Below are 13,201 nucleotides of genomic sequence, written 5' to 3' on the forward strand. Positions count from 1 at the left end.
CAAGCGCCGCGCGACTGCAATCCCGGATCGCCCGCTTCGCGCCGGCATGCTTCCGGCAGGCTGTCGCGGCAACGAGAAGGGCCGGCCCTTGCGGACCGGCCCTCGTTCAACGGCAGGCTTGCCGGTTGCCTACTGGCAGGTCACGCCGACGGCATTGAATGCCGCCACCACGTCGCTGCGCGAGTAGCCGTAGTCGTCCGCCGCGTTCTCCACGCCGCAGGCACCGGCGTTGAACGTGGAGGTGGCCGACCAGTACATCGCGTTGGCGTGCGCGAAGACTTCGAAGGCCTTCCTGGTGTTCCAGTTGGACGACTTGGCCAGCGTGCAGAACGCCTTGTTGTAGACACCGCTGGAATAGTGCACGTCCAGCGAGCTGGTGTAGTTCGCCGCGTTGTCGATCGAGGCGCCGTCCAGCTTCGGCGTGCACATCCAGCGCAGCGCGGTGCCGTTCTTGATGATCTCCGCGCCCACCAGCCAGTCGTTGTGGCCGCGGTCGAAGTACTCGGCCGCTTCGCCTGCCATGTCCGAGAACGCCTCGTTCATGCCGCCGGACTGGCCGGAATACTGCAGGCCGGAGTTCTGCTCAGTGAAGCCGTGGCTGATTTCGTGGCTGGTGACGTCCAGCGAGGTCAGCGGATAGAAGTAGCTGGCGCCGTCGCCGAAGTTCATCGACGAGCCGTTCCAGAACGCGTTCTCGTAGTTGCGGCCGTAGTGCACGTTCATCACCAGCGAGAAGCTCAGCGGCGGCGCGCCGAGCCAGTTGTTGTACATGTCGTGCACGACGCTGCCGAAATGGTGTGCGTCGTTGATCGGCGAATAGGCCCCGTTCACGGCATCGCCGCTGCTGTTCGGGCAGATGAAGCTCCACAGCGTGCCCGTGCGCGTGCTTTTCGCCATGTTGTTGGTCTTCACGTCCGGGTTCTGCATGTAGCAAGTGGAACCGGACTGGGTGACGGCAAGCGCCGCATAGTCGGTGCCGTAGAAATACTGGCCGGTCTTCTGGTTGCCGCCGGCGCCGGTGGCCAGTGCCGGCGTGCCGGTGCTGCCGCCACCGCCGCCGCCCGGCTTGCCCTTGGTGGTGAGGCCGTCCCAGGACTCGATCACTTCCCCGGTGTTGGCGTCGATGATCGCCATCGGGCGCGTCGGCTGACCGCTGCGATCGACGAAGAACGAGGTGAGATAGGCGAGACGGGCGCGGTTGCCCTCGGCGTAGACGTACAGATCGCTCTTCGCGTTCTGGATGTCGCTGTCGCGAATGCCGTTGACGCCGATGCCGAGCGGCAACAGGCCGGCGTGCGCGCGCAGCAGGCCGATGGCGCGAGTGCCGTTGATGGCGGGGGCGACCGAGGCGATGTCGTGGCCGATGCCGCGGGAAATCTCGCCGCTGACGCCGAGCACGTTGCCGCTGCCGTCACGTTCCACCACGACCTGGCGACCGTATACCGGTATGCCGCGGAACGTCTGCTGTTCGCGGGTTTTCACGGTGCCGTGGGTGGTGCGTGCCTGCAGTCGCGGCGACAGCGCGGCGTCGGCATCCAGGCCGATGCGGTTGGCCAGGGCGGCGGGCGCGAGCTTGCCCATGGATGGCGCCTGCACGCGTGCGTGCGTTGCTGCGCCGGCATCGGACATGACGGCCAGGCCGATGGCGCCCAGCAGCGCCGCGGCAAGTGGTTTTTGCATCATCAGTGGTTCCCCTCCTCGTGATTTGAAAAGACGCCCGGCAGGTTTCCCTGCCGGTGCGTCTTGCAGTCCGGTGCGCGAGGAGTCCCCCCCAGGACAGACGGCGACCGGATCGCAGGAAACTACGACTTCTTGCCATTTCCGGTCAATGACCGGGTTCCAGGGCCGCACGGACGCGGCGTCGCGACGCAGGAAGTTTCGGCCGGGTCAGCGCGGCCGCCGAGGTGCAAGGGATACGGCATCTGCGTGAATCATTCTCATTTGCAGTTGATGCGCTCATTCGCGACAATGGTGCCTTCCGTTTTTCCGTCGCCCCTGGCCGGGCGCTGCCTGGAATCCGCTTCGCCATGCATACGCATTGTCGTCGTCCATCTTCGTTCTGCCTTGTCTGGTTGCTGGGCCTGGGCATGCTCGTCGTCGCGGCCACGGCGACGGCAGCCGCACCCGCGCCTGCCGCGGACAAGGCGCAGACGATCGTGCACATGCTCGATTACATCAGCGTGGACTACCCCCAGTTCGTGCGCGACGGCAAGGTGCTCGACCAGAGCGAGTACGCCGAGCAGCTCGAATTCGCCACGCAGTCGCTGGCGTTGCTGCAGCAGTTGCCGGCACAGACGGGGCAGGCGGAACTGGTGGGCAAGGCGCAGGCCCTGCGCGCGGCGATCGCGACGAAGACCGATGGCAAGGCGGTGGCCGCGGCGGCCAATGCGTTGCGTTGGGACATCATCCGCGTCTGGCAGCTGAGCGTGGCGCCTCGGCAGGCGCCGGACCTTGCCGCGGGTGCGCGCCTGTATGCCGCCGATTGCGCCGCCTGCCACGGCGTCAGCGGCCATGGCGACGGCGTGCTGGCAGCCGGGCTCGATCCGGTGCCCAGCAATTTCCACGATGCGGCAAGGATGGATGCGCGCAGCATCTACGGGCTGTACAACACCATCACGCTGGGCGTGGCCGGCACGCCGATGCGGCCGTTCCCGGAACTGTCCGAGGCCGAGCGCTGGTCACTCGCGTTCTACGTCGCCGGCCTGCGCGCCACGCCCGCGCAGTTGCAGGCCGGGGCCACGGCTTGGCAGCAAGGCATCGGCAAGGCGCAGTTCAAGGACTTCGGCGACCTGGTGACGCGGGCGCCGAATGACGTGGCGCAGCGCGAAGGCGCGCAACTGGTGGCAGTGCAGGCTTACCTGGCCGCCCATCCGGCGTCGATCCAGGCCGCGGCACCCACGCCGATGGCAACCACCCGCGACAAGCTCGACGCCAGCCTCGACGCCTATCGCCGCGGCGATCGCGACATGGCGCGGCAACTGGCCATCGGTGCCTACCTGGAAGGTTTCGAACTGGTCGAGGCCAGCCTGGACAACGTCGACGCCCCGCTGCGGCGCGAGGTGGAGACCCGGATGATGGCCTTGCGCACGACCATCGCCCAGGGGCCGCCGGTGGCTGAGGTCGCCGCGCAGGTCAAGCGCATCGACGGCCTGCTCGACCGTGCCGAACAGGAGCTTGCGGCGGGCGAGCTGTCGCCGCTGACGGCCTTCCTCAGCGCGCTGCTGATCCTGCTGCGCGAGGGTCTGGAGGCCATCCTGGTGCTGGCGGCGATCATCGCGTTCGTGCACAAGACCGGGCGCCGCGATGCGATGCCGTACATCCACTTCGGCTGGATGGCGGCGGTGCTGCTGGGCACGGCGACGTGGGTGGTATCGAGCTATCTGCTGGCGATCTCCGGCGCCAATCGCGAGGTCACCGAGGGCGTCACCGCGCTGATCGCCGCGGCGATGCTGCTGTACGTCGGCTACTGGCTGCACAGCAAATCGTACGCGCAGGCATGGAGCGCGTTCATCCGCACGCGGGTGAATGCCGCGCTGGGCAAGGGCACCTTGTGGGCGATGGCCGGCGTGGCGTTCCTGGCCGTGTACCGCGAGCTGTTCGAGATCGTGCTGTTCTACCAGACCCTGTGGGTGCAGGTGGGCAGCGAGGGGCAGCACTACGTGATCGCCGGCATGCTCACGGCGGCGCTGCTGCTGGCGCTGGTGGCCTGGGCGATCCTGAAGTACAGCGTGCGCCTGCCGATCGGGCCGTTCTTCACTGCGACCTCGGCCTTGCTGGCGCTGCTGGCGGTGGTGTTTGCCGGCAACGGCATTGCCGCCTTGCAGGAGGCCGGCGTGGTCGGCGCCGACGCCGTGTCGTTCGTCTCGATCCCGTTGCTGGGCATTCACCCGACGCTGCAGGGCCTGCTGGCCCAGGCGTTGGCGCTGGCGCTGACCGCCGGCGGCGTGTGGCTGGCGCGGCGGCAGGCACTTGCTGCCGCCCGCAACGCGGGTTGAGCCGGGACGCTCAGAAGCTCATGAAGTAACCGCCGTTCACCGGCAGGTTGGCGCCGGTGATGTAGCCGGCGTCGTCGGCGGCGAGGAAAGCCACGGCGCGGGCGATGTCCGCCGGCGAGCCGAGCCGGCCGACCGGAATGCCGGCGATGATCTGGGCGCGGATGTCGTCGGGCACGGCCGCCACCATCGGCGTGTCGCAGTAGCCGGGCGAGACGGTGTTGACGGTGATGCCCTTGCGCGCGGTCTCGCGCGCCAGCGCCATGCTGAAGCCATGCACGCCGGCCTTGGCTGCCGAGTAGTTGGTCTGGCCGAACTGGCCGGTCTGTCCGTTGACCGAGCTGATGTTGACGATGCGACCGAAGCCGCGCGCGCTCATGCCGTCGACCACGTGGCGGCAGATGTTGAACACGCCGTCCAGATTCACCTGCATCAGCTCGTGCCATTGCTGCGGGCTCATCTTGCGCAGGCTGGCGTCGCGGGTGATGCCGGCGGCGTTGACCACGATGTCGACGCTGCCGTGGCGGTTTTCGACCTGCGCGAGCGCCTGCCGGCAACTTTCGAAATCGCTGACGTCGAGCGGTGCGAACTCGACCGCGCCACCGAATTCGGAGAGTTCGTGGTGGAAGGCGGCGACCCGTTCGGTGCGCGCAGCCAGATCGAGCGCCACCACCTGGCGCCCGGCGCGGGCAAGGTGGCGGCAGATTTCGGTGCCCAATCCGCCGATGCCGCCGGTGACGATGGCAACGCGTCGTGGAGTGTCGGTCTGATTCATCGGGATCGCTTCGCTGGCCGGCTCACGCTGCGTGGCAGCACATGTTGTGCTGCAGCGTCCGGGAAAGGTTGGGGCGCCGGCGACGGAGCGGGGCCGTCGCGGCGCGCGGGATTCAGCCGGGCTTCTTGCCGCTGCGCGTGCCGGCCGGCGGCGGGGTCGGCATCACCTTGGCGGCGGTGTCCATCAGCCCGCGCTGCATTGCCTGGAACGCCGCCATGTTGCGCTCGGTCAGGTCGTTCAGCGTGTTCCAGGGGGTTTGCCCCATGAGGTTGTTGAGCTGGCTGCGGAACTGGGTCTGCTGGTCGAGGAACACCTGCAGGCTGCGCTCCAGATAGGGGCCCATGAAGCCCTGCAGCGAGTCGCCGTAGAAGCGGATGATCTGGCTGAGCAACTGCGGCGACAGCATCGGCTGCCCCTTGTCCTCGTGCTCGGAGATGATCTGCAGCAGCACCGAACGGGTCAGATCCTCGCCGCTCTTGGCGTCGCGGACCTCGAAATCCTCGTTGTCCAGCACCAGCTGGCGGACTTCCTCCAGCGTGATGTAGCTGGAGATCTCGGTGTCGTAGAGACGCCGGTTCGGGTACTTCTTGATGATGCGTTTGTTTTGTGCCATGCGCCACAAGCTAGCAGAAGATATTGCGGCGCACCAGTCGGCGCCGCCGTTTCATGCTGCGGCATCCGGGCGCAGCAAATCCGCCTGTTTCAGTGCCCCGGGGCACCGCCGGCATTGCCGAACGGCGGGCGCGCCAGCCACAGCAGCGGGATCATGGCGAGGAACAGCACGGCGCAAACGAGGTAGACGTCATTGACCGACAAGGTCAGCGCCTCGCGGGTGATCAACTGGTCGACCACATCCAGCCCCTGCCGCATGGAAAAGCCGCCGTGCTCCAGGTGCTGCAGGAAACTGGTCGCGGCGGGCGCCGCCGGCGTGATGTGTTCGGTCAGCACGGCATGGTGGTATTCGCCGCGATGCTGCCACAGCGTCACCGTGGCCGCGGTCGAGACGCTCGACGCCAGCGTGCGGCAGAAGTTGGCCAGGCCCGAGGCGCTGGCGACCTGGTCCGGGTTCAGGCCGGACAGGTACATCTGGTTGAGCGGGATGAAGAAGCAGGCGATGCCGATGCCCATCACGAAGCGCGGCAGCACCAGGGTGCCGAACGAGGCGGAGCTGTCGAAGCTGGCGAACCAGAACGAGGTCACCGCGAACACGATGAAGGCGAACGTCACCACCGCGCGCAGCTCCAGCCGCTGGATGTTGGCGCCGATCACCGGTGCCATCAGGAACGCCAGCACGCCCACCGGCGCGCTGGCCAGGCCGGCCCAGGTGGCGGTGTAGCCGAGGTCGATCTGCAGCCACAGCGGAAACACCACATTGATGCCGAAGAACGCCATCATGCCCAGCGACAGCGCCACCACGGCCACGGTGAAGTTGCGCCGCTTGAACAGCGCCAGTTCGACCACCGGATGTCTGGCGTGCAGCTCCCACACGATCAGGAAGGTGAGGCAGACCAGCGCGATGATGCCCAGGGTCAGGATCATCGGCGAGGCGAACCAGTCGTGGTCGTTGCCGTTGTCCAGCATGAACTGCAGCGCGCCCACGCCGACCACCAGCAGCACCAGCCCGATCACGTCGATCGGCATCTTGAAGGTTTTCGTCTCGCGTTTGTGTAGCAGCGCCCAGGTAATCAACGCGGCCAGCGCACCCACCGGCACGTTGATGTAGAAGATCCACGGCCACGAGAAATTGTCGGTCAGCCAGCCGCCGAGGATCGGGCCGAAGATCGGCGCCACCACTACCGTCATTGCCCACAGCGCCAGCGCCATGCCCTGTTTCGCCTTCGGGTAGCTCGACAGCAGCAGGGCCAGCGACAGCGCCACCATCGGGCCGGAGCCCGCGCCCTGCAGCAGGCGGCAGATCACCAGCATCGGCATGCTGGTAGCCATGCCGCAGAGCATCGAGAACAGCACGAACAGCGTCACCGAGCTGATGAAGGTGCGCACCTCGCCGAAGCGTCGCGCCAGCCACCCGGTCAGCGGCTGCATGATCGCGCTGGCCAGCGCGTAGGAGCTGATCGTCCAGGTGCCCTCGCTGGGACTCACGCCGAGGCTGCCGGCGATGTGCGGCACCGAGACGTTGACGATGGTCATGTCCAGCACTTCCATGAAGGTGCTGAAGGCGACCGCGATGGTCAGCAGGACCAGGGCGCCGCCTTGCAGCGGCTTCAGGGGCGTGGTGTCGTCGGGCGTGGCGGCCATCGGCTCGACTCAGCGGGCGTCGCGCGGCAGGTTGGCGCGGATGACCTGCTCGGCCTCGGCGTCGGCCTTGGCGGCCATCTGGGTATAGACGTCGGTCTGCGCCACCGGCTGCTGCGCCGGGGTGGCGGCCAGCACGCTGCCCTTGTCGTCGGTGATGTCGATGGTGACCTCGCTGGACAGGCCCACCCGCAGCGGATGCTTGTCCAGCTCGGCGTTGTCCAGCGAGATGCGCACCGGCACGCGCTGCACCACCTTGATCCAGTTGCCGGTGGCGTTCTGCGCCGGCAACAGCGAGAACACGCTGCCGGTGCCGGCGCCCAGGCCGATCACCTTGCCGTGGAACACCGCGTCGTCGCCGTAGAGATCGGAGACGACCGTCGCCGGCTGGCCGATGCGGATGTGGCGCAACTGGCTTTCCTTGAAGTTGGCCTCCACCCACAGATCGTGCAGTGGCACCACCGTCATCAATTGCTGCCCGGGCTGCACACTGTTGCCCAACTGCACGCTGCGCTGCGCCACGTAGCCGGAGACCGGTGCGTAGATCGCGTTGCGCTGGGCGGCGATCCACGCGGCGCTGAAATTCGCGCGGGCCTGCATGACGCCCGGGTTGCGCGCCACGTCGGTGCCTTCGATTGCCGCATGCGCCGCGGCTGCCTGGGCCTGCGCGCCGGCCAGCGCGGCGCGCGCCTGCGCCACGCCGTCGCGCAGGTGCTGCACGATTTCCGGCGATTCGGCGTGCGCTGCCAGCAGCGGCAGGTGGCGTTTGAGGTCGGCGTCGGCCTTCTGCAGCGCGAGCCTGGCTGCGTCGACCTGGGCGTCGGCGCTGCTGGCCGAACTGGTTTGCTGGCGCACGCCGCGCACGGCCTGGGCCAGTGCGCTGCGTGCCTGTTCCAGGCGCACCTTGGCGTCGGTGGGGTCCAGCCGTACCAGCACCTGGCCGGCTTCGACGCGCTGGGTGTCGTCGGCGAGGATCGCCACCACCGTGCCGGGCACCTGGGCCGAGATGGCCACCTGGTTGCCGCCGACGTAGGCGTTGTCGGTCTTGACCCGGGTGGAGAACACGAAGAACCACAGCGCGAACCAGGCGAGCCCGGCGAGGATGAACGCGGCGGCCACGATCAGCAGCGCGCGCCGACGCTTGGCCGGGTCCTTCGCGGCCATGCCGCTGTCGTTGGCGTCGACAGACGACCGGTCGGTTTCAGTGGTGCTCATGGGCGGGCTCCAGCGGTAACGGAAGAGGTGGCATCGGCGTTGCGGTCGGCGACGGAGGCGTCGCGATAGCCGCCACCCAGCGCCTTGACCAGCGCGAGGTCGGTCGCCACGGCTTGCGCCTGCAACTGCACGGCCGCGTCGCGCTGCTGCAGCCATTGCGCCTTGGCCACCAGGCTCTCGCGGGCGTCGCGCACGCCCTGGGCGGCGCGCGCCTGCGCGTTGGCCAGCAGTTGCCGCTGCGCATCCACGCGGGTGCGCTGGACCACGCGCCGCGCGGCGATCTGTTGTGCGCCGAGCGCCTGCGTGGCGACTTCACGGGCGGCACCCAGCACCGTGCTGTCGTACTGCGCGATTGCCGCGTCGAGCTGGGCCTGGCTCACACCGTAGTTCGCCTTCAGCGCGCCGCCATTGAAGATCGGCAAGTGCAGCGCCGGGGCCAGCGAGAACGTGCGGCTGCCGGCGGTGAACAGCTTGCCCAGGTCGATGCTCGACAACCCGGCCATCGCGCTGATGCTGAAATCCGGGAAGAACTCGGCGCGGGCGGCGTCGGTCTGGCGCAGCGCGGCTTCGACCTGCCAGCGGCTGGCGGCGATGTCCGGGCGGCGCGCGATCAGGTCCAGCGCGGCGTTGGCGGGAATGCCCTCGTCGATGCGCGGCAGCGGTCGCGGCTGCAGCTCGGGCAGCTGTTCCGGTGCCACGCCGAGCAGCGAGGCGAGCGACACGCGGCGGATCTTCGCCGAGCCTTCCAGCGCCACGCGCATTTCCTGCACGGCGGCCAGTTGCGCGCGCGCCTTCTGCGCTTCGTCCGGCAAGTCCACGCCCTGCTTGACGCGCAGATCGGCGATGCGGCTGAACTGCTGCTGCGTGGCGAGCGCTTGATCGGCCAACTGCAGGCGCGCCTGGTCGGCCTGCCAGCCGAAGTAGGTATCGGCCACGGCGTATTGCAGTGCCAGCGCCGCAGCGCTGCGCTGCGCTTCGGCCGCGTGCGCCTGGTCGAGCGCTGCTTCCAGCGTGGCGCGCTTCTTGCCCCACCAGTCGAAGTCGTACTTGAGCTGCGCACCGAGGTCGGCCTGGTTGTACCAGCTGAAGCCGAGGAACTGGCTCGGGATCAGCCCGTGGTCGCTCAGCCGTTGCCGCGCCACCTGCGCGCTGCCGTTCACCGACAGCCCGAGCTGCGCCGCTGCCAGCCTCGCCGACTGCTCCGCCTGGGCCACTCGGCTCTGCGCCACCGCGAGGTCCGGCGACTGGCGGGTGGCGCTATCCATCAGGTTGTCCAGCTGCGGATCGTGGTATTGCCGCCACCACTGCGCCGCGGGCCAGCCGGCGCGCTCGGGCGCCTGCAGCCCGGCCAGCGGCACGTCGGCACGCAGGTCGGGTGAGAGCAGCCTGGCCGGTGCAGTGCAGGCGGCCAGGGTCAGGGCAATCAGGGCGGCGAGCATCGCGCGTCCGCCCGGCAAGGCGTGCTTCATGCGGGAATCCTTCATGGCAGGCGCTGTTCGCCCAACTGGTCGAGATTGGCGGCGAGCTTGCGCAGCAGCCGGTCGAACTGACGCATGTCGCCGGCGCTGAAGCCGCCGAACATGGCGCCCACCTGCGGGAACATCGGCGGCAGCATCTTCTGCACGAAGCGCCGGCCGGCAGGGGTGATGCGGATCAGCACGCGGCGGCGATCCTCCTTGCTGCTGCCGCGGGTGATCAGGGCGCGCTTGACCAGCGCATTGGCGATGCGCGTCATGTTGGTGGCGCCCTGGGTGGTGAACTCGCACAGCTCGCCCGGCGTGGAACTGCCGTCCGGCCGGCTGTACAGGATCATCAGGGTCAGGAACTCGCTGTGGTTGAGCTTGTTCGGCTTGAGCTTCCCCTCCAGCTCGCGGTCGATGGTGGCGCCGAGCATCAGCATGAGCCGGCACATCCGCGCTTCCGCCACGGGCATCTGCGGGACGAGCTGGCCGACCCGGTCGATGCCTTCGTCCATCATCGCGATGCAGTTTGCGAGAGTCGCCATTTCACTGATTTATAATTCACCAGTGAAGTAAATTAGCAGGCGCCGATGGCCCGAGGCAAGAGACAATTGTCACGGGTTCCGGTCGAGGCCGAACAGGCGGCGGGCATTGGCGGAGGTGGCTTGCGCCACGTGCTGCTCGCTCTCGCCGCGCAGCTCGGCCACGCAGCGCAGGATCTCGACCAGTCGCGCCGGTTCGTTGCGTTGGCCGCGGTGGCCGGCGTCGGGCTGGTCCGGCGCGTCGCTTTCCAGCAGCAGGAACTGGATCGGCATGGCGGCAACGATGCGCCGCAGGCGCTGCGCGCGTTCGTAGGTCACCGGGCCACCGATGCCCAGGTGGAAGCCGATGTCCCACAGCTTTGCTGCCTGTTGTTCGCTGCCGGAGAAGCTGTGCACCACGCCGCGCGCGCCGGGGCAGCGGCGCAGGCTCAGGCTCACCTCTTCCAGTGCCTGGCGTGCGTGCACGATGACCGGCAGATCGAGTTCGCGCGCCAGCCGCAGCTGGATTTCGAAGAAGCGTTGCTGCAGGTCGCGATCGGACCCCGCGCCGTGGTAGTCCAGGCCGATCTCGCCCACGGCGACCGCGGGGTGATCGCCCAGCCAGTCGCCGAGGCGCTCCAGGTGCTCGGGCCGATGGCGGTCCATGAACAGCGGATGCAGGCCATAGGCGGGATGGATGCCGGGTCGGTCGTCGCACAGGGCATGGATGCGCGGCCAGCTTTCGGCGTCGGTGGCCGGGACCACCAGTTGGCCAACGCCGGCCGCTTCGGCACGCGCGATGACCGCGGCGCGGTCGGCCTCGAACGCCTCCAGGTCGAGATGCACGTGGCTGTCGATGAGCAGTTGCATGGGGAAGATCCGTGAATGTGGGCGCGACTGCACGGCAAGTGCGTGAAAACCATGTCATAACTTCGAGCTAGCTGCGATTCAGTCTGGCATCGGTTCAATTGACTGCGCAGGTTGTTACGTCCGCTGCACATCCCGGGCGGTAGGCTGCGCTCAAACAGAGGAGTAGGAAGTGATGAACACGTTGATGGTCAATGTACTCAAGGCGGCGATCGCCGCGGCGCTGGTGACGGGAGTATCTGCCTGCAACCGCAGTGCGGACGCCGGCTCGACCGGTGCGGACGGCATGGCCGCGAGCGCCGATGCCGGGGTGAAGTACGGCAAGGTCGTCTCCGTCGACCCGGTGCGCACGACGGTGAACAACCCCAAGCAGGTCTGCCATGACGAGACCGTCACGCACACCGCACCGCCGAAGGACCAGCATCGCATCGCTGGCACGGCGATCGGCGCGGTGGTCGGCGGCCTGGTCGGCAACCAGGTCGGCGGCGGCAAGGGCAAGACACTGGCCACCGTGGCCGGCGCGGTCGGCGGCGGCTACGCCGGCAACCGGATCGAGGCGGCGCACCAGAAGGGGCAGGTCACCACCAGCGTCGAACGCCGCTGCGACACGGTCAACAACACCAGCAGCAAGATCGTGGGCTACGACGTCCGCTACGTCTACGACGGCGTCACCCGTACGGTCCGCATGGATCACGACCCCGGTGATCGCGTTGAGGTGAAGGAAGGCGTGACCGTGGTATCCGACGCTCATTGAGCTCATTCACCCCACAGGAGCACCTGATGACTGCACGCATTGCAAAACTTGCACTGGCCGCATCGATGACGACGGGCCTCGCCCTCGCCGGTTGCGCGACCCAGCCTTACGGCAACAGCAACAACGGCTACTACGGAGGCCAGTCGTCGGCTTACGGCAACCAGCCGGTTCGCTGCAACACCTGCGGCGTGGTGCAGGAGGTTCAGCAGGTGTATCTGGAGAACAGCGGCAACGGTGGCACGCTGGGTGCGATCATCGGCGCGGTGGCCGGCGGCGTGCTCGGCAACCAGGTCGGCAAGGGCGATGGCCGCAAGGCCGCGACCGTGGCCGGCGCGGTGGCCGGCGGCGTGGTCGGCAACCAGGTCGGCAAGCGCAGCGGTGGCGACAAGGTGGCCTGGCGCATCGTTGTCCGTCTGGACGACGGACGCTACGCCACCGTGACCCAGCGCGAGAACCCCGGCCTGCGCCAGGGCGACTACGTCGAGGTGCGCGGCGATCACGTCTACCCGCGCTGATCGTCCTTGACATACGGACGTCTGGACGTCCAAAAGAAAAGGCCACCGGAAGGTGGCCTTTTCTGTGTCTGCGATATCTTTCGCTCAGTTCACTGCGTAGAAGGCGTGGTCGCCGATCGTCACGCTGGGGCGGTTGTGCGACCACGAGGGGGAGATCGTGGTGGTCGCGAAGTGATCGGCGTGCGGCACCAGCATGCGACGCTGCGCCAGCGGCAGCTGCCAGTTGTGGATCGAGTTTCCGGCGACGTCCCACGCCTTCACGAAGGCAGGGAGGTTGCTGATCTCGAATGATCCGGACGTGGTGGTGGTGGCGAACTGGTGCGGTGCCGTGACCACCTTGCACACGGTATCGCCGTAATGCCCGCGATCGCGCCGGCGCAGCGCCACCTCGGCCACCGCCAGCTGGCCGTCGGTAGGCTGGCTGCGTGCTTCGAGATAGACGGTCGTGGCCAGGCAGGCCTGGTCAGCTACCGGCTGGGGCATCAGTGTCGTCAGCCACAACAGCAGGGAAAGTTTCATGTTCTGCCTCCAACGTGCTGTACGCGCGAAGCCGTCTCGGCTTCTTGCGCCGTTGCGGTGGACGGGCGGGCAGGCCGTTCCACCTGGATCTGTCGCCCGGGCCGAAACTTGTGGCCAGGGCGCTGTGCCACGGGATTGTGGCGATTCGAGCGGCTCTGCGAAGCCGGCCGGAAGGGTTGTGCCGGGAACGGTGCCGTCATGCGGGCGTCGCGTTGCTTCCGGCGGCTTTGCCTCGAAGGATGGCAAGGCCTGTTCTCATCCGGCATTGCTGCTGCCGGGTCGCGCCGATACGGATTCATCCGGTTCGTCGCGTCAATCGACACCCCGTGT

Annotated in this window: 12 protein-coding genes; 3 read left to right on the top strand and 9 right to left on the bottom strand. The window is 67.9% G+C overall.

Translation table 11 applies throughout. The annotated features are described in order from the left end of the window. Positions 1-129: 129 nt before the first annotated feature. Positions 130-1,683 (bottom strand): M4 family metallopeptidase, encoded by a 1,554-nt coding sequence (locus tag ACFCQI_RS14865; RefSeq protein WP_395117931.1) that lies wholly within the window; start codon positions 1,681-1,683, stop codon positions 130-132. Positions 1,684-2,027: 344 nt separating this feature from the next. On the opposite strand from ACFCQI_RS14865, the gene ACFCQI_RS14870 reads away from it, so the two are divergent. Then, positions 2,028-3,995, top strand: coding sequence for a cytochrome c/FTR1 family iron permease (locus tag ACFCQI_RS14870; protein WP_395117933.1), 1,968 nt, complete (start codon positions 2,028-2,030; stop codon positions 3,993-3,995). Positions 3,996-4,005: 10 nt separating this feature from the next. Here the strand turns inward: ACFCQI_RS14870 and phbB are convergent, their stop codons facing one another. From phbB to ACFCQI_RS14905, 7 genes are all read right to left on the bottom strand, one after another. Beyond that, positions 4,006-4,767: an acetoacetyl-CoA reductase gene (phbB, locus tag ACFCQI_RS14875; RefSeq protein ID WP_395117935.1), complete on the bottom strand. Its 762-nt coding sequence runs from the start codon at positions 4,765-4,767 to the stop codon at positions 4,006-4,008. A 112-nt stretch (positions 4,768-4,879) separates the two neighbouring features. Then, positions 4,880-5,380 carry a polyhydroxyalkanoate synthesis repressor PhaR gene (phaR, locus tag ACFCQI_RS14880; protein ID WP_395117937.1) on the bottom strand — a complete coding sequence of 167 codons (501 nt, stop codon included), beginning with the start codon at positions 5,378-5,380 and terminating at the stop codon, positions 4,880-4,882. An 89-nt stretch (positions 5,381-5,469) separates the two neighbouring features. Beyond that, complete coding sequence (locus tag ACFCQI_RS14885) at positions 5,470-7,023, bottom strand: DHA2 family efflux MFS transporter permease subunit (RefSeq protein WP_395117939.1); 1,554 nt, start codon at positions 7,021-7,023, stop codon at positions 5,470-5,472. Positions 7,024-7,032: 9 nt separating this feature from the next. Then, positions 7,033-8,235 carry an efflux RND transporter periplasmic adaptor subunit gene (locus ACFCQI_RS14890; RefSeq protein WP_395117941.1) on the bottom strand — a complete coding sequence of 401 codons (1,203 nt, stop codon included), beginning with the start codon at positions 8,233-8,235 and terminating at the stop codon, positions 7,033-7,035. Beyond that, a complete protein-coding gene (locus ACFCQI_RS14895; protein WP_395117943.1) occupies positions 8,232-9,704 on the bottom strand; it encodes an efflux transporter outer membrane subunit in 1,473 nt (490 codons plus the stop codon). Before ACFCQI_RS14895 ends, ACFCQI_RS14890 begins: the two co-directional genes overlap by 4 nt. Positions 9,705-9,715: 11 nt before the next feature. Further along, positions 9,716-10,240: a MarR family winged helix-turn-helix transcriptional regulator gene (locus tag ACFCQI_RS14900; RefSeq protein WP_395117945.1), complete on the bottom strand. Its 525-nt coding sequence runs from the start codon at positions 10,238-10,240 to the stop codon at positions 9,716-9,718. 69 nt (positions 10,241-10,309) lie between these two features. Further along, positions 10,310-11,086 carry a TatD family hydrolase gene (locus ACFCQI_RS14905; RefSeq protein WP_395117947.1) on the bottom strand — a complete coding sequence of 259 codons (777 nt, stop codon included), beginning with the start codon at positions 11,084-11,086 and terminating at the stop codon, positions 10,310-10,312. A gap of 172 nt (positions 11,087-11,258) precedes the next feature. Between ACFCQI_RS14905 and ACFCQI_RS14910 the strand changes: the two genes are divergently transcribed. Further along, a complete protein-coding gene (locus tag ACFCQI_RS14910) occupies positions 11,259-11,837 on the top strand; it encodes a glycine zipper 2TM domain-containing protein (protein WP_395117948.1) in 579 nt (192 codons plus the stop codon). A gap of 26 nt (positions 11,838-11,863) precedes the next feature. Next, on the top strand, positions 11,864-12,352 hold the full coding sequence (locus tag ACFCQI_RS14915; protein ID WP_395117950.1) for a glycine zipper 2TM domain-containing protein: 489 nt from the start codon (positions 11,864-11,866) through the stop codon (positions 12,350-12,352). An 84-nt stretch (positions 12,353-12,436) separates the two neighbouring features. Here the strand turns inward: ACFCQI_RS14915 and ACFCQI_RS14920 are convergent, their stop codons facing one another. Further along, positions 12,437-12,871 carry a cell wall hydrolase gene (locus tag ACFCQI_RS14920; RefSeq protein WP_395117952.1) on the bottom strand — a complete coding sequence of 145 codons (435 nt, stop codon included), beginning with the start codon at positions 12,869-12,871 and terminating at the stop codon, positions 12,437-12,439. Positions 12,872-13,201: the final 330 nt, after the last annotated feature.

The organism is Rhodanobacter sp. FW102-FHT14D06 (assembly GCF_043950705.1).
GTDB lineage: Bacteria > Pseudomonadota > Gammaproteobacteria > Xanthomonadales > Rhodanobacteraceae > Rhodanobacter.